Here is a 16871-nt window from a genome sequence, read left to right as displayed (position 1 = left end):
ACCACGCATCCGGGTCCGGGGACACGTTATGCGAATCCCCAAGTCTAGTGGGTGAGGCGTGGCGTATTCGCCGAACTCACCCCGGTCTGATCGGTGTCGTTCGTCAGCGACCCATCGCGGTTCGCCCCCCGTCCACGGGGAGGAGCACCCCGGTCGTGTAGCTGGACGCCGGACCCGCCAGGTAGAGCGCGGTGCCGACGATCTCCTCGGGGCGTCCCACGCGTCGCGCGGGTAGGTGAGCCATTTCGCCGGCGACTACCTCCGGGTCCCAGGACGCGGCGATGTCGGTGTCGAATGCACCGGGGAGGATGGCGTTGACCCGCACCGACGGTCCGTACTCCTGGGCGAAACCCATCGTCATGATCTCGAGCGCCGACTTGGCGGCGGCGTACGGAAGTTCGCTTGCCATGGGCCGTTTGGTGGCGATGGAGCTGACGTTGATGATCGAGCCTCCGCCAGCCGCGGCCATTCGCGGCGCGATCACCGACATGAGTCGGAAAGCGCCCTTGGCATTGACGTCGAAGACCTTGTCGTACAAGGCCTCGGTCACCTCGGGGAGGCTCGGGTACACGGGTGCGATGCCGGCATTGTTGACGAGGATGTCGATCCGTCCGAACTCGGCCTGGACGAGGTCGGCGAGTTCCTCCTGGGCGTTCCACTCACCCATGTGGCACGCGAAGCCGACTGCGCGACGCCCGGTGGCTGCTTCGATTTCCTTGGCGGTGGCCTCGCAGGCATCGAGCTTGCGGCTGACGATCGCAACGTCTGCCCCGGCGTGGGCGAAGGCCACTGCCATCTGGCGGCCGAGGCCTCGGCTTCCTCCGGTGATCAAAGCGACCTTGCCGGCGAGCGGTGTCGTGTCGAGGTTCTGATCCGACATGGTGTCTCCGATTTCTCCGCGTGGCGCCGGCCCCAGCGGGGCGGCTGCGCACTGTGGTCTCTTGTGGTCGCGAACCAAGTCGGTGGTGTCACTCTCATTCGGATGCTCTCGTGACATGCGCCACATCGACCTGTACCGTAGAACCTACCAACTACACGAAATATTGCAATGTTTTCTTTCCGTCGATTCGGCTACCGCTCCGAGAGGACCGCATGACCACCTCGCTGCCCTACACCGCCATCGTCACCGGAGGGACCGGTGGCCTCGGCTCCGCCGTCACGGAACACCTGCTCGACCGTGGCTGGCACCTCGTCGTCCCGTGGTGCGTGGAAGGCGAACTCGACCGGGTCCCAGAACATCCCGACCTCGAGCTGATCCGCGCCGACCTGTCCACCCAGGAAGGCGTCGACGCCGTCGTCGACCTCGCCACAAAGGACGAGGAACGCCCCCTGTTCGGCATCGTCAACCTCGTCGGAGGTTTCGTCTCGGGGCAGCGGGTGCACGAGACCCCGATCGAGGTGCTCGACGCCCAGTTGTCGATCAACCTGCGCATCGCCTACGGGGTGGTCCAGGCCGCGCTGCCGCACCTGATTCGCAGCGGCGGCGGCTCCGTCGTGTGCATCGGCTCGGCGGCCGCGGTCCGCCCGTTCCCCGGCGCCGCGACGTACATCGCCTCCAAGGCGGCCGTCGCTGCTCTCGTCGAGGCGCTTGCGGTCGAGTATTCCGGCGACAACATCCGCGTAAACGGGCTGCTCCCCACGATGATCGACACCCCGGCCAACCGGGAGGCGATGCCGGAGGCCGATCGGACGAGCTGGGCGCGGCCGTCGGACATCGCCGAAGTAATCGGATTCCTGCTCTCCGACGCCTCCCGCGCGGTGACGGGTGCATCGATTCCTGTGGCCAACACCGCCGGAGCGTGCTGACAACGGTCGCGAAAGTGTGAGTTCCCGGGCGGTGGCCCGAAAACAGGGGTGTGCGGCGGGACCAGGCCCGCGGCACACCCCGTTCTCGTCTCAGTCGGTGAGGAGCTCCAGCGCACGCCGGGCGAGCGGTGCCACGAGGTCGCCGCGTTCCCCCATCCGCTCGTCGGACGTCTCACCTCGCACGAAGCGTGCGTACAGCTGCTGCAGGATCACCACGGTCTTCCAGCACCCGAACGCCTCGTACCAGGAGATCCGGGACAGGTCGAGAGAACTTCCGGCGGAGTACCGTTCGACGACCTCGGCTCGCGACGGCAGGTCGAGGCCGTGCATCCCCGGGACCGCGATGAACGCCGCGGCCGAGTCCGGGTCCACGGTCCGGTCGGGCCAGTAGTTCAGCAGCGTCCCCAGATCGACGAGGACGTCACCGGTGGTGGCCATGTCCCAGTCGAAGACCGACTTCACCCGGTCGGGGTCGTCCGGCGCGAACTGGCAGTTGTCCACCTTGTAGTCGTTGTGCACGATGCCGGCCCGCTGGGAGGTGGGGATCGCGGCACGAATCAGCCTGCCCACCTCGTCGACCACTCGCGCGGCCTCCGCGGACGGCGCGTGCTCGGCTACCGCGTCCCACCGCGACGACCAGCCGCGGACCTGCCGATCGAGGTAGCCGTCCGGCCGCCCGAGGTCCGACAGTCCGCACGACGCGGGATCGACCGCGTGTAGCTCCGCGAGGCCGTCGATCACCGCCAGCCCGATCCGGCGTCCGGCGTCGGGTAGATGCGCCATCGACACCGGAATCGAATCCCACACCACGATTCCGTCGCGGTACTCCGAAACCAGGAACTCCGCACCGATCACCGCTGCGTCCGCGCAGTGCAGCAGGGCCCGCGGTGCGCGGTCGTAGCGTTCGTGCAAACGCGACAGCACCCGGTACTCACGGCCCATGTCATGTGCGCCCGGCGCGATCTTCCCGAACGGGGGACGACGAACCACCAGGCGACGGTCCCCGAAGCTGACGCGGTAGGTGAGATTGGCTGAGCCACGTGGGAACTGGAGCACCGAGAACTCCCCGTCGAGGCCCTCGACGTTCGCCCGCAGGTGCGTTTCGAGCGAGGCCCAGTCGAGCTCTTCGCCGGCCCGGACCGGGGCGATCTCGTCGACCGGTTCCGTGACTTCGGAGGGAGAGGAGGACGCCATCACCAGGTCCCCTTGGCAGGCAGCCCGAACTTCCGTTCCGCCGCACCGTCGAGGACGGGAAGGTGCACCGTCGGGAACAGGCCCTCGGCGGGCGTGGCGTCTTTGAGCAGCTGCTTTGCGATCTGCTGCTTGTGCAGTTCCGTCGCACCGTCGGCCAGGCCCATGTGGTAGCTCTCCAGCAGCCACTTTCCGAACGGCATCTCGGTGGAGATGCCGAGCGACCCGTGCAGCTGGATGGCCCGCGACACCACACTGTTCAGGACCTTCGGCATCACCATCTTCACCGCGGAGATGTCGGCGATCACCTTCTTGTAGTCCTGCAGGTTGTCGATCTTCCAGGCGGTGCGCAGCACCAGCAGGCGGAACTGCTCGAGCTCCACCCAGGACTCGGCGATCATCTCCTGCACGAGCTGCATGTCGGCCAGGCTCCGCCCGCGAGTGTGTCGTGAGACCGCCCGCTCGAGCATCATGTCCAGCGACGCGCGGACGAGGCCGACGGTGCGCATCGCGTGGTGGATGCGGCCGCCACCGAGGCGGGTCTGGGCGACCTCGAAGCCGTTGCCCTCCTCCCCGAGCAGGTGGTCGACGGGGACGCGGACGTCGGTGTAGCGGATGTACGCGTGTGTGCCCTCGGACTCCGAATGTCCCCACACCCCGACGTTTCGGACGATCTCGATGCCGGGTGTGTCCGTCGGCACGACGAACATCGACGCGCGCCGGGTGCGGGGTGCGTCGGGATCCGTGACGGCCATGACGATGAGGAACGACGAGAACCGGGCATGGGAGGAGAACCACTTCTCGCCGTTGATGACGTAGTGGTCGCCGTCGCGAACGGCGCGGGTGACGAAGCTGGTCGGGTCGGACCCGCCCTGCGGCTCGGTCATCGAGTAGCAGGACATGATGTCGCCGTCGATGAGGGGGCCGAGGTAGCGGGCCTTGAGCTCCGGTGTGCCGTAGTGGGCGAGGATCTCGGCATTGCCGGAATCGGGTGCCTGGCAACCGAACACGACCGGTCCACTGTGGGTGCGGCCGAGGATCTCGTTGAGCAGGGCGAGATTGAGCTGACCGTAGCCGGGTCCGCCGAGGTTGGGGCCGAGGTGGCAGGCCCACAGTTCCTGCTCGCGCACCTTCTCCTGCAGCGGCCTGATCAGCTTGTTGCGGGTGGGATCGGAGACGTCCCACGCGTGTTCGACGATGCGGTCGACGGGCTCGACCTCCTCGGTGACGAACCGGTCGACCCAGTCCAGCTTCTCCTGAAACAGTGGATCGGTTTCGAAATCCCATGCCATTGCGCTCTCCTAGTGGTTCGGGCCTCGATGTGTGCTGCGAGGGTCAGCGGGTCAGGACGGTGCAGGCGCTGATGCCTGGTGCCCCGTACACGTGTGTGAATCCCACCCGCGGATTGCCGGCGACCTGCCGGTCGCCGGCACGGCCGCGCAACTGGACGACGTTCTCGTACACCTGTCGCAGGCCGGTGGCGCCGATCGGCTCGCCGTTGGCGATGCAGCCGCCGTCGGTGTTCACGGGGATGGAACCACCGATCTCCGTTGCGCCGGAGCGGATCAGCGACTCCTGCTCGCCGTGCTTGCACAGCCCCGTCTCGGCCAGGTGCATGATCTCCGCGCCCGCCTCGGTGTCCTGGATCTGCGCGACGTCGACGTCGGTGGGGTCGATGCCCGCGGTCTCGAAGGCGGCGCGCGAGGCGGTGACGGTCGGCCCGTCGGCGCGCTCGGGTGACACCCACGGGCTGAACACCTCGAACGACCCGAACTGGCGTGACCGCAGCGCCGCGGCCTCGACGAACACGGGGGTGTCGGTGTACCGGTGCGCGTGGTCGGCGCGCGCCAGGATCAGCGCGACACCGCCCTCGGCCGGCGAGCAGAACATGTACTGCGTGAGCGGGTCGCTGACCATCGTGGCGCCCGTGATCTCCTCTTCGGACAGCGGTGTTCGCCGCCATGCATGCGGAGCCAGGGCGCCGTTGCGGAACGCCTTCGCCGCGACCGTCGCCAGGAGGCTCTTCGGCAGGTCGTGCTCGACGAGGTAGCGCTGGATCTTCATCGCGAAGAACTGCGTGGTGACCATCATCCCGGTCTCCCCGTACCAGCGCCCCAGTCCGTTGTCCTCGGGGCGCGCGTTGAACGCGCCCCGCGGATGCTTGTCGAAACCGACGACCATGCCGAGATCGCTCTCACCCGAACGGATCCTGCTGAGCGCGGACGTGAGGGCGCTACCACCGGTGGCGCAGCCGTTTGAGACGTTGACGAAGGGCAGCCCGGTGAGCCCGAGATCCGACACGAGCGTGTCCGCATTACCCGCGGAATCGCTTCCACCGTAGGCGAACTGGATGTCCTTGAACTCGACCCCGGCATCGGCGAGTGCCTGCCGGGCGGCGAAAGCGCCCTGGTCGCGTCCACTGACGCCTTCCGTGCGGCCGAACTTGTGGATACCGACTCCGACGATCGCGACCTTCACGACGACTCTCCTTCCGCGGGTTCGAATGCGAACGTGCGCACCTCGGTGCCGCCCTCGTCGAGATGGTTGACGATCGTTGTGAGTCGCACAGCCGTCCCGATAGTGAGGGCATCGGCGTCGGCGACCGTCAACCGAGACTCGACGATCACCTCGCCGAGGTCGACGTAGCCGACACCGAACGGAGTGAACGGGTCGACGGTGCGGAAGGGGGCCTTCGGGGCGAAGGTCTGCACCGTGTACGACCACAGGGTGCCCTCCCGGGGCAGGGGCGTGCTCTCCATCGACGAGCCGCCGCACCGCGGGCAGGACGCCTGCACTGGAAAGGTGACGGTCCCGCATCCGGCGCACTTTGCGCCCACCAGAGCGGAATCCGCGTCTGCCGTGGCGAACAGCGTGTCGTCGACGAACCGCCACGCGGGTGTTGTCGTCGTCATGCGGCACCACCGTCGTCTGCCTTCGCGGCCGCGCGGCCGGTGTCGACCCGCCATACCGGAATCACCACCGCGTTACCCTCCGCGTCCTCACCCAGATCCTCGAAGTCGCTCACCACCGGTGTACCCGCGGACACGTCCGCGCGGCCGGGCAGGTTGCCGATCATCCGGACCCCGTCCTCTTCGCCGTCGACGTCGACGACGATCACCGTGTACGGCACCGGGAACAGGGGGTGCACCTGGTGCTCGACGACCGTGTGCGCGTAGACCGTTCCGGTGCGTGCCACCGGTTGCCACACAGGACCGGTGCCGCCGCAGTACACGCAGCGCGGCCGCGGCAAGTGGATCCGCTTGCCGCACGAAGTGCAGGTCAGCACGGACAGCCGTCCCTGTGCTGCCTCGTCGAAGAACCCACGGCTGCCGCGATCGACGACGGTGGGACGCAGTCGCCCGACTGCGGCCGGGGCGCTCATGCCGCCACCAGGATCAGTGCGCTGGCCGCAGGCGGGGGAGCGGAGGTCACTAGCGAGACCTGCGCACCCGGCACCTGGCTGGTGGAGGTGCCGCGGATCTGCCGCACACCCTCCACGACATGGTTCATCCCGTGGATGTACCCCTCGGACATGTGTCCTCCACTGGTGTTGATCGGAATCGATCCGCCGAGATCGATCTGGCCGTCGGCGAGGAAGTCGCCGGTGTCGCCGCGCTTGCAGAATCCGTAGTCCTCGATCTGGATGAGCGCGGTGATGGAGTAGCAGTCGTAGATCTGTGCGACGTCGACGTCGGTCGGTCCGAGGCCTGCGCGCGAGTACAGGGTGTCCTGGCAGACCCGTGACGGCAGCACTGTGACGTCCTCGCGCATCAGCGTCGGGTACATGATTCCCGGCTGCGGCCGCGGGCACGTCGACATCGCGGCCGACCGGATCAGCGCCGGCGGCTGCGCCAGGTCCCGTGCCCGATCTGCGGTCGTGACGACCACCGCTGCGGCACCGTCGGTTTCGAGGCAGTAGTCGAACAGGCGCAGCGGCGACGACAGCATTCGCGAGTCGAGATAGTCGTCGAGGGTCATCGTGCGGTCGTGCATCTGCGCGGCCGGATTGGCGTTGGCGCGCCTGCGGGCTACGAGAGCGATCTCGGCGAGCTGTTCCGACTTCAGGCCGGTCTGCGTCATGTACCGCTGCGCCATCAGCGCGAAGTACTGGCCGGAGGACAGCAGCCCGTACGGTCCGAAGAACTCTTCCATGGTCTCCTGGCCGCCGACCTCGGGCGTGGTGACTGGAGAGAGCCCGAACCGGCGTCCCGATCGGCCGTTGAGGGAACGGAAGACCACGACCGTGGTGGCCTGGCCGCTCATGATCGCGGCGACCGCCTGGGCGACCATGGCGCACGGACCCGACCCGCCGGGCCCCGCCTCCCCCCAGTAGGTGAGGTTGGGGACGCCGAGACCGTCGGCGAGGGCGGCACACGACACGAGATCCATGTCGTTGCGCACGATTCCGTCGACATCGGCGACGGTGAGGCCGGCATCGGCGAGCGCGTTCGCCGCGGCCTCGACGGCGAGAGCGGTCACCGACACGCCGGAGTCCTTGGAGAACGCGGTTGTGCCGATTCCCGCGATGGCGCACGCGTCGCGTTGCCAGGCGATGGTGTCTGTGGGCATGAGGGCTCCTTCGGAAGGGTCGAACGGGCTGTCAGTGCGCGGTGAGGCCGCCGTCGGCGGCGATGGCTGCGCCGGTCATGAACGAGGCCTCGTCGGAGAGCAGGAATGCGGTGACGGTGGCCATCTCGTCCGGAGCCGCCTTGCGTCCCATCGGCGTCGCCTCGATCGCATCGCTGCGGGTGCGCACCTGGATCTTTCCGTGGAGCGCGGCGGTGTTCGCGGCCAGGCCGGTGCTCACGACGCCGGGGCACAGGCAGTTGGCGCGGATACCGTGCTCGGCGTAGCCGAGGGCGATCGACCGCGTCAGCTGGAGCACGCCGCCCTTGGACGCCTCGTATGCCGGGGTGTTGAAGTTCGGTGCGACCAGTGAGGCCACCGAGCCCACGGTGACGATGGAGCCGCCGCCGGCCTGGAGCAGGTGCGGGATGGTGGCACGCAGTGGCAGGAACGTGCCGGTCAGATTGACGCGGAGCGCGATGTCCCAGTCGTCGAGGCTCAGCTCGTGGGCGAGGCCGGCACGGGTGATGCCGGCACACGTCACGACACCGTCGAGACCGGACAGTGCGAGCGCCGCGGTCTCCACTGCCGATGCCACCGACTGCTCGTCGGCGACATCGCAGTGGATGGCGACGGCGGTGCCACCGGCCGCGCGCACGGATTCGGCGACGCTCTCGGCTGCATCCTTGCGCGCGTCGGTCACAGCGACGGCTGCACCTTCCGCTGCGACCCGGTGGGCGACTGCCTCACCGATGCCGCTGCCGCCGCCGGTGACGAATACCCGGCGCCCCGCCAGTCGTGAACTCATGATGTTTCCTTTCGTCACTGCAGCAGGAGGCCGGCGTCGACCGGGAGCGACGCGCCGGTGATGTATCGGGACTCGTCCGAGGCGAGGAAGAGGACGGCGTTGCTCATGTCGATCGGCTCCACCCACCCGACGTCCATGACGTTGCGCGCCTTCGAGCGGTCCCACAGGTCGTCCGGCCCGGGGTTCTCCAGGTCGGGTCCGAACACGGCGAAGGTTGCCTCGTTGTGGAGCATCGGAGTCGCCACCGCGCTCGGGTTGACGGTGTTCACGCGAATCCTGTTGCGCCCCAGCTCGCCGGCCAGTGTGCGCATCAGCCCCATCACGCCGGCCTTGGAGGCGTTGTAATGCGCGATGTTCGCGGAGCCGCGGAACGCCTGGATCGAACTGGTGATGACGATCGATCCGCCCCGGCCGGCATCGATCATTCCGGGCACCACGGCCTTCACGGTGTGGAAGACGCCGGTGAGGTTGACGTCGATGACGTCCTGCCACTCGCCTTCGGTGAGTTCCCAGGTGGGCGCGAAGCCGACGATGCCCGCGTTGGCGCAGACGATGTCGACGTGACCGAACTCCGAGATTGCCTCGCCCACGGCGTCGTTCATCTGCTGCTGGCTTCGCACGTCCGCGACCCGGGACACCGCGCGGCGCCCGGTCGCAGCCACCAGTTCGGCGGTCTCCTTCAGGTCCGCTTCCGTTGGCAGGGGATACCGCACCGACGCGATGTCCGTGCACGCGTCGATCAGGAAGACGTCGGCTCCCTCCTCGGCGAGACGGACCGCGTGTGAACGGCCCTGCCCGCGTGCGCCACCGGTGACCAGTGCGACCTTGCCCGACACCCGTCCCATGAGTTCGTGTCCTTTCGCGATGCTTGTGGAGCCGTGAAATCAGTTGAAGAGCTGGTTGAATCGGGCCTTGAGTGCCTCCAGGGCCTCGGGCGTCATTGCCGCGGTGTCCTGTGGCGCAACCTTGTCGATCGTGATGACGGCGCTCGCGATGTCGGGCAGAACCGACGCCGCGCGGTAGGAGATGGCCTCCTGGCCGGCTGGAGTGACCAGGTAGTTGGCGAGCAGCTGCGCGGCGGCGGGATGCGGGGCGTCGGTGAGGATGCCCGCATACATCGGCCCGCCCCAGACCATGTCGTCGAAGCCGGATGCGACCGGTGCGCCTGCCTCGGCTTCCTTCGTCTGGTCCTGCACGAATGTCGCGGCGGCGATCTCACCGGATGCCAGCGCCTGGGCGAGTGGTAGAGCGCCAGGGTAGATGCGCGGCTTCTGTGCGGCGAGCCGCTCCATGTAGTCGGCGCCGCCGACGTTGTCCAGGTAGTTCTCGTAGAGGTCGATGTGCGCCGCAGAGGTGGGCAGAACGGTGCCGATCTTGCCGCCGGCAAGGGCGGGATCGAGCAGGTCCTCGTAGCCGGTGAGGCCCTCTGGAAGGCGGTCGGTGTTCCAGGCGAATGTCCCGACGGACGCATTGGTCACGAAGTCGTGGCTGGGCCTCAGCAGCGTGGCGGCGTCGTACTCGGACTCCGTCACGGCGGGACCGACGGGAGCGGTCAGTTCTCCCGTGGTCCCGAGCTGCTCGCTCCACGCCGGCGTGGCTTGCAGCACGACGTCTGCCACGGTGTTGCCGGTGGTGAGCTCGGCTCCGATCTTCTGATGCAGGTTGGCGTCGACGTCGCGGACGACGTCCACCCGAATCCCGTATTCGTTCTGGAACCGGGAGGCGAGTTCTGCCAGCTGCTCGTTGGTGTTCGACGAGTAGATCGTGACCTCGCCCTCGGCCTTGGCATCCTCGATCAGTTGCTGCCAAGAGGCGTCGCCGGTCGGTCCGGTCGATCCGATCGAGTCGTTGGCGATTCGCTGGTCCGCGCCGGCGCCGCCACACGCGGTCAACAGCAATACTGTGGCGGTGAGTCCGGCTGCCGCGCTGGCGATTCGTCGAAATGCGCTCACGAAGGCTCCTGTCGGGAATGGCGGCACAGTTGTGCCGGGCTGGGGTGATGTGGGGGTGGTTGGTTCGAGTCAGAGGAGAGGAACGACGGCCTTTCCGACGGAGGTGCCGTCCAGCATCCCGTTGAACGCCGGCCACGCACCTGCGATGCCGCCGGGGAACTCGGTGTGGACGGGTCGGACCGCACCGGTACGGATCCAGGCCGCCATGCGGTTCTCGAATTCGGGGCGGGCGTCCTCGTGGTCACCCAGGAGGAAGCCCTCCATTCGGGCGCGACGCCAGATCAGCTTGAGCAGGTTGGCGGGCCCCGGCTGTGGCGCCCGCGCATTGTAGATACTGCTCATGCCGCACAATGCAATTCGCGCATGATCGGACAGGACTCGGATCGCGGCCTCGAGATGCTCCCCGCCGACGTTGTCAAAGTACACGTCCAGCGAGGTCGTGCCTGCCTCCGCGAGCGATCTGCCGAGGAGGTCCTTCACCGGCCCGTCGTGGTAGTCGAAGGCGGAGTCGGCACCGAGATCGCGAACGAGCGCCACCTTCTCCGGTGACCCCGCGCTCCCGATGACGGTGGCGCCCATCCGTTTGGCGATCTGAACGACGGTGGACCCGACGGCTCCCGCTGCGGACGAGACGAAGAGGACGTCACCCGCTTCCAGTCGCGCGATTCGCGTCAGGCCGACCCATGCGGTCATGCCCGGGATCCCGAGCAGTCCGAGATGAGTTGCGGGGGAAAGATCGTCGTGTTCGAGGATGCGGCATTCGGTGGCGTGAAAGGTGGAGTGCTCCCGCCACCCGTGGTCGTGGAGGACGAGCGCGCCGACCGGGACCGAGGAGTCGGCCGACTCCGTCACCCGGCCAACGGTCGGCGCGGACATCGGCGCGTTCAACGGGTAGGGCTCGGCGTAGGTCGCTTCACCACCCATTCGTCCACGCATGTACGGTTCGACGGACATCACCTGGTTGGCGACGCGGACCATGCCCGACGCCGGCGGCGGGCACATGGTCTGGACGAGTTCGACGTCCGCGTCGCGGGGACGTCCTGTCGGGCGCGAGCGAAGGCGCCACTCACGGCTGGGTGTCGGAAGCATTTTTCCTCCGGAGAGAGGGCGGGCGGTCGGCTGGTTCTCCTCAGGCGGGTTGGAGGGCTTCCACCTGCAGGACGAGATCACGACGGACGAGTTTCCCGGTGGGAGTTCGGGGCAGATCGTCAACGAAGACCACGTCGTCCGGTGTGCGTGATCCGCGCAGGCGCGCACGGCACCACGCGCGAATCTTTTCGGGTTCGAGGGTTTCCGACGGCTCGGGAACGACCACGGCGCAGATCCGTTCACCCCACTCGTCGTCGGGGAGACCGATCACCGCGACCTCGCGAACACCGTCGTGACGTACAAGGACGTCCTCGATCTCCGCGGGCGCGATGTTCTCGCCGCCGCGGATGATCGTGTCGTCGGCGCGACCGCCGATGTAGAGGTAACCGTCGTCGAGGTGGGCGCGGTCTCGGGTCGGAAACCAGCCGTTCTCGTCGAGTACGGTCCCCCTCCCCATGTACTCGCCGCTGACCTGTGGGCCGCGCACCCACAGCAGACCGGTCGCGCCGTCGGGGAGGACGGTGGCGTCGTCGTCGGCGCGGATCTGCGCCTCCATGCCCGGCACTACCCGGCCGACCGATGACAGTCGAGTGCGGAGTGCTGGATCGGCGAGCGCTTCGCGGTGATCCGCGGGGCCGAGAACCGCAATGGTGGAACTGGTTTCGGTCAGTCCGTACGCATTGACGAACCCGGTGGTCGGGAACGCGGCGAGCGCACGTTCGAGGACCGGCTGCGGCATCCGGGCGCCGCCGTAGGCGAGGGAAGCGAGGCGGGGTGTCCGCGCCGGTTCCCCGTTCAGGTGCTCGACGACGCGTGCGAGCATCGTGGGGACCACCATCGCGCTCGTCACGCCCTCGTCGCGGACGAGTTCGAGCCACCCCTGGGGAGAGAAGTCCGGCAGGTGCACCATCCGGCGGCCCGCGTAGATGTTGCTCAGGACCGCGCCCATGCCCGCGATGTGGTAGGGCGGGGTGCTCACGAGGGTGGCCTCTTCCTCACCCGCGGAAGCGAATTCGACGGTGTTGAACAGGTAGGACAGTAGGTTGCGATGCCGGAGGAGGACACCCTTCGGAGCCGATGTCGTACCCGATGTGAACAGTACGATCGCGGTCGCGTCGTCGGGTGCCGGCGCGAAATCGGCGGGCCCGGCGCGGTGGGCGAGGTCGAGGAACCGATCGGTGGTCAGAACCGTCTCCGCCGCGTCGGCGATCTTGTCCGCGTACGCGGGGTCCGCGACGACCACGGGTCGGTCCAACTGGGCGACCAGGCCACGTAATTGTTCGTCGGAAAGCCGGTAGTTCAGTGGTGCGAGTGGAATGCCCGCCCGAGCCGCCGCGAAGGTCAGGACCGGCAGTGCCGGGCCGTTCACTCCGACGAACACGACGTGCCGTGCACCCCGGTCGCGGAGCGTCGTGGCTCCTCCCGATGCGAGGTCGCTGAGCTGCCGACAGGTCAACCCGGAGCTGCGCCGTCCGATGACGATTCTGTCGGGATGAATCGAGGACGTCATGTCCAGAACAGTTTCGATACCCATTGCACCACCTGGCTGAAGTGAGCGCGGTGCACGTCCGTATGCACCGACCGTCCGGTCTCGCCTGCCGTGTGCGGCCAGTCACGCTTGTGTGCGCTGGGCCACATTTGGCGAGTGGTGTGAACTGTAGCAAATATGCCGATATTTATGAATATCCGAATGTGATCGGTTCTGGTGGGTGAGTGACTGCGCGCGCTCTGGCCGTGTGGCCTGGGAAAAGGTCGATCGGGCACGCCGAAGCTGCGGATGCGGGCGCGCATCCGTAGGGGGCGAGAACGGTCAGGCGGTGTGGTGAGAGCCGCTGATCAGCGGCCACAGTCCGGCACCGCCGGCGGCGGCCGCGGTGGCGGTGAGTGCGTCGTCCCACGAGCGGACGGAGCCGAACTCGCCGCGCCAGGAGAGCAGTCGGTTCGTGTAGCGGTGCAGGGGATGTTCGGCGGTGAAGCCGATCGCACCCATCGCCTGATGGGCGTTCCGGACGATCGTCGACGCGCCGTGCCCGGCGCAGGATCGGGCGGCAGCGATCGCGAACTCGGTTGCCGTGGAATCGAATCCATGATCGATCACGGAGGTGACCGCGGCCTCGGTGGCGGCCCGGGCGAGCGCGTCGGCGGTGGCGATGTCCGCGACCAGGTGCTGCACCGCCTGGAACGCCGCCACCGGCCTGCCGAACTGCGTGCGGGTGGTGGTGTGCCCGACCACGATGTCGAGTACCCGCCCCGCCGCCCCGGTCATCGCCAGCGCCCGGGACAGTGCCCCGCGCAGGTACAGCTCACGGGCGACGGTGCTGGGCACGGGGATTCCGCCGACTCCGGTCAGGTCGACGCTCACCCGGTCCCTGGGTTCGCCGGCGAGGTTCGTGCCCGGGGCCACGGTCACGTCGGAGCGCGGCACCTGCGCGACCCGGTGGCCGTCGCCGCTGGGCCAGATCAGCACCAGCGCGTCGGCAATTCGGCCCCAGGGGACGTGCTGCGCCGTGCCGTCGGAGTCCAGTGCCGCGACGGTGCGGACGGCGACGGTGCCGCCCGGGGGTACTGCGGCGGTGTCGCCGAGGTCCGCGGTGTCGGCCAGCCAGCCCGCGAGCAGGTCGTTCTCCGCGAGGGGAACCGGCGCCGCGGTCGCCCCCGCCGCGGCCAGCAGAACCGCTGCCTCCGGCCAGCCGCCGCCGGACTCTGGGCCGGTCAGCCGCGTCACCCCGAGGTCGGTCAGCGTCGCCCACAGCGTGGTGTCGAACTCGGGTGTGTCCGAGGCCCGGTCGAGAACCTGTTCGAGCATGCGGGTCAGGTCGTCCAGCTCGGTGCTCATCGCATCCCCAGTCCCCGCGCGATCACGCCGCGCAGAATCTCGCTCGTACCGCCGCGCAGGGTGAAGCCGGGCCGCTGCATGGCGCCGGCGGCGACCAGCGCGGCGTACCCCTCGGTTGCGTTCTCCCCGCTCAGTTCCTCGGCCAGGTCGGCGATGTCGCCTTCGGTGGCGGTGCCCAGGACCTTCACCACCGAGGCCGCGACCTCCGCGCTCTCGTGGCGTTCGAGCGCCTCGGACACCGCGGTCGACATGTGGTGCAGTCCGACCAGCCTGCCGATCTGGGCGCCGATCCGCGGGTCGGCGGGCAGTCGGCCCGCGGCGACCTCGTCGACGGTCGCGGCCAGCAGGGTGAAGGTGGACAGGAACCGTTCCGGTCCGCTGCGTTCGTAGCCGAGTTCGGAGGTCACCTGGGTCCACCCCTCGCCGATGGTGCCGAGCACCAGCTCGTCCGGCACGAACACGTCCTCGAGCCGCACCTCGTTGAAGTGGTGGTCGCCCGACATCGACAGGATCGGTTCGATGGTCACCCCGGGGGAGTCGAGCATGACGATGAACTGGCTCAGCCCGTCGTGCCGGTGCGCGGTGTCCAGCGGTGCCGTCCGGGCGAGGGCGAAGAACGCGTGCGCATGATGGGCCCCAGATGTCCACAACTTGGTGCCGGTCAGCGACCAGCCCCCGTCGACCCGCACCGCCCTGGTCCGCACGCTTGCCAGGTCGGATCCCGATTCGGGCTCGGACATGCCGATGGCCCAGCAGATCTCGCCGCGGGCGATGCCGGGCAGGAAGCGCTGCTTCTGCTCTTCGGTGCCGTACTTGAGCAGCGACGGCGCGGCCTGCCGGTCGGCCACCCACTGTGCGGCGACCGGTGCGCCCACCGCGAGGAGTTCCTCGGTCACGACGAACCGCTCCATGAAGGTGCGGCCGTGCCCGCCGTACTCGACCGGGATCGTCATCCCCACCCAGCCCCGCTCCGCCAACGCGCGGGTGAAGGCGGTGTCCCAGCGGGTGAGCCAGGTGTCCACACCTGGTGCGAAGGCGTCGGCGTACACCTGCTCGCGCAGCCACGACCGCACCTGCGCCCGGAGCTCCTCGACGGCGGGTTCGGGTGCGGTCGTGGCGGGGACCAGTGGTGTGCGCATCGGTTGCTCCTGTGGTGCTCTCGTGCTCAGATCCGGTAGCTGCGCAGCACGCCCTTGCTGATGATGGTCTTCTGGATCTCGCTGGTGCCCTCGCCGATCAGCAGGAACGGTGCCTCCCGCATCAGCCGTTCGATCTCGTACTCCTTCGAGTATCCGTAACCGCCGTGGATGCGGAAGGACTCCTGTGTCACCTCCGCGCAGTACTCGCTGGCGAGATACTTGGCCATGCCCGCGGCGACGTCGTTGCGTTCGCCGGAGTCCTTGAGCCGGGCCGCGTTCACCATCATCAGGTGTGCTGCCTCGACCTTGGTGGCCATCTCGGCGAGCTTGAATGCGATCGCCTGGTGTTCGGCGATCGGCTTGCCGAAGGTGTTGCGCTGCTGCGCGTACCGGGCGGCGAGTTCGAACGCGCGGATCGCGATGCCGCAGGCCCGCGCCGACACGTTGACCCGGCCGACCTCGATGCCGTCCATCATGTGTCCGAACCCGAGTCCCGTTGTGCCGCCGAGGATGTCGTCGGCGGAAGCCCGGTACCCGTCGAAGACCAGTTCGGTGGTGTCGATGCCCTTGTAGCCCATCTTGTCGATCTTCCCGGGGATGGTGATCCCCGGCACCACCTCGCCGAACCCGGCCGGCTTCTCGATCAGGAAGGTGGTCAGGTTCCGGTGCGGCTTGTCCGCGCCCTCGTCGGTCTTCACCAACGCCGCCACGAGGGTCGAGCTGGCGCCGTTGGTGAGCCACATCTTCTGGCCGGTGATCGAGTAGCCGTCGCCGTCCCTGGTCGCCCGGGTGCGGATCGCGGCGACGTCCGAGCCGAGCTCCGGTTCGGACATCGAGAACGCGCCCCGGACCTCCCCGGTCGCCATCCGCGGCAGGTAGTGCGCCTTCTGCGCGGCGGTCCCGTGCTGACGGATCATGTACGCGACGATGAAGTGGGTGTTGATCACCCCGGAGATGCTCATCCACCCGCGGGCCAGCTCCTCCACGCACAGGGCGTAGGTGAGCAGGGACTCGCCGAGGCCGCCGTACTCCTCCGGGATCATCAGCCCGAACAGGCCCATCTCGCGCATGCCGTCGACGATCTGCTGCGGGTACTCGTCCGCGTGTTCGAGCTCCTGCGCGTGCGGGATGATCTCCTTGTCCACGAACGCGCGGACGGTGGCGAGGATCTCGGACTGGGTGTCGGTGAGCCCGGGGGTCTGGGCGAGCCTGGTCATCTCTGATCCTTCGGCAGGTTCGGCGCGGAGCGGGTCGGGATCCATCATGCAGCACCGACGGGGGCCCGGCCGGGCGCCGGCCATAGCTTCTGGCTAACCGGGCGATTCACCGAATGCGCTTGTCGGATCGTCCGCGTGCATGGTTGTCGCGTGTCGGCCGGAGCGGTCGGCAGGACCGTTCGCCCGGTCAGGCCTCTGCCCTGTCCGTGGTCTCCGACAGGCGGAGTTCACGGGCGATGAGGCAGGCCGGGAACGTCACGCCGATCG

General features: G+C 68.3%; 16 protein-coding genes. 1 reads left to right on the top strand and 15 read right to left on the bottom strand.

The window, feature by feature from the left end; all coding sequences use genetic code 11:
* Positions 1-103: 103 nt before the first annotated feature.
* Positions 104-880, bottom strand: coding sequence for an SDR family NAD(P)-dependent oxidoreductase (locus ACWDUM_RS28020; RefSeq protein WP_450116052.1), 777 nt, complete (start codon positions 878-880; stop codon positions 104-106).
* A gap of 212 nt (positions 881-1092) precedes the next feature.
* On the opposite strand from ACWDUM_RS28020, the gene ACWDUM_RS28015 reads away from it, so the two are divergent.
* On the top strand, positions 1093-1806 hold the full coding sequence (locus tag ACWDUM_RS28015; protein ID WP_450116051.1) for an SDR family oxidoreductase: 714 nt from the start codon (positions 1093-1095) through the stop codon (positions 1804-1806).
* 90 nt (positions 1807-1896) lie between these two features.
* Here ACWDUM_RS28015 and ACWDUM_RS28010 read toward each other — a convergent pair whose 3' ends face one another.
* The 14 genes from ACWDUM_RS28010 to ACWDUM_RS27945 all read right to left on the bottom strand — a co-directional run bounded on the left by ACWDUM_RS28010 (position 1897) and on the right by ACWDUM_RS27945 (position 16604).
* Positions 1897-3000, bottom strand: a complete 1104-nt coding sequence (locus tag ACWDUM_RS28010; protein ID WP_450116050.1) for a phosphotransferase family protein — start codon at positions 2998-3000, stop codon at positions 1897-1899.
* Positions 3000-4289: an acyl-CoA dehydrogenase family protein gene (locus ACWDUM_RS28005; RefSeq protein WP_450136504.1), complete on the bottom strand. Its 1290-nt coding sequence runs from the start codon at positions 4287-4289 to the stop codon at positions 3000-3002. Before ACWDUM_RS28005 ends, ACWDUM_RS28010 begins: the two co-directional genes overlap by 1 nt.
* Before the next feature lie 43 nt (positions 4290-4332).
* Positions 4333-5475 carry a thiolase family protein gene (locus ACWDUM_RS28000; RefSeq protein ID WP_450116048.1) on the bottom strand — a complete coding sequence of 381 codons (1143 nt, stop codon included), beginning with the start codon at positions 5473-5475 and terminating at the stop codon, positions 4333-4335.
* Positions 5472-5909, bottom strand: coding sequence for a Zn-ribbon domain-containing OB-fold protein (locus tag ACWDUM_RS27995; RefSeq protein WP_450136503.1), 438 nt, complete (start codon positions 5907-5909; stop codon positions 5472-5474). Before ACWDUM_RS27995 ends, ACWDUM_RS28000 begins: the two co-directional genes overlap by 4 nt.
* Positions 5906-6379 (bottom strand): Zn-ribbon domain-containing OB-fold protein, encoded by a 474-nt coding sequence (locus tag ACWDUM_RS27990; protein WP_450136502.1) that lies wholly within the window; start codon positions 6377-6379, stop codon positions 5906-5908. Before ACWDUM_RS27990 ends, ACWDUM_RS27995 begins: the two co-directional genes overlap by 4 nt.
* A complete protein-coding gene (locus ACWDUM_RS27985) occupies positions 6376-7566 on the bottom strand; it encodes a thiolase C-terminal domain-containing protein (RefSeq protein WP_450136501.1) in 1191 nt (396 codons plus the stop codon). Before ACWDUM_RS27985 ends, ACWDUM_RS27990 begins: the two co-directional genes overlap by 4 nt.
* 31 nt (positions 7567-7597) lie before the next feature.
* Positions 7598-8371: an SDR family NAD(P)-dependent oxidoreductase gene (locus ACWDUM_RS27980; RefSeq protein ID WP_450136500.1), complete on the bottom strand. Its 774-nt coding sequence runs from the start codon at positions 8369-8371 to the stop codon at positions 7598-7600.
* 14 nt (positions 8372-8385) lie between these two features.
* Entirely contained in the window at positions 8386-9216 is an 831-nt protein-coding gene (locus ACWDUM_RS27975; RefSeq protein ID WP_450136499.1) for a mycofactocin-coupled SDR family oxidoreductase, read from the bottom strand.
* Positions 9217-9255: 39 nt separating this feature from the next.
* The gene (locus ACWDUM_RS27970; RefSeq protein ID WP_450116042.1) at positions 9256-10323 is read right to left on the bottom strand and encodes an extracellular solute-binding protein; all 1068 of its coding nucleotides are present in this window, start codon (positions 10321-10323) and stop codon (positions 9256-9258) included.
* A 69-nt stretch (positions 10324-10392) separates the two neighbouring features.
* Positions 10393-11412 (bottom strand): NADP-dependent oxidoreductase, encoded by a 1020-nt coding sequence (locus ACWDUM_RS27965; protein ID WP_450136498.1) that lies wholly within the window; start codon positions 11410-11412, stop codon positions 10393-10395.
* Positions 11413-11452: 40 nt separating this feature from the next.
* Positions 11453-12946, bottom strand: coding sequence for a class I adenylate-forming enzyme family protein (locus tag ACWDUM_RS27960; protein WP_450136497.1), 1494 nt, complete (start codon positions 12944-12946; stop codon positions 11453-11455).
* A gap of 276 nt (positions 12947-13222) precedes the next feature.
* Positions 13223-14248 carry an acyl-CoA dehydrogenase family protein gene (locus ACWDUM_RS27955; protein WP_450136496.1) on the bottom strand — a complete coding sequence of 342 codons (1026 nt, stop codon included), beginning with the start codon at positions 14246-14248 and terminating at the stop codon, positions 13223-13225.
* Positions 14245-15387: an acyl-CoA dehydrogenase family protein gene (locus ACWDUM_RS27950; protein WP_450136495.1), complete on the bottom strand. Its 1143-nt coding sequence runs from the start codon at positions 15385-15387 to the stop codon at positions 14245-14247. The genes ACWDUM_RS27955 and ACWDUM_RS27950 overlap by 4 nt, the downstream gene beginning before the upstream one ends.
* Positions 15388-15413: 26 nt before the next feature.
* Entirely contained in the window at positions 15414-16604 is a 1191-nt protein-coding gene (locus ACWDUM_RS27945) for an acyl-CoA dehydrogenase family protein (protein WP_450136494.1), read from the bottom strand.
* Between the last annotated feature and the right edge of the window lie 267 nt (positions 16605-16871).

The organism is Rhodococcus sp. NPDC003322 (genome assembly GCF_053589555.1).
Note: the sequence above shows the minus strand (reverse complement) of the source record. Positions and strands in the feature narration are given on the sequence as shown.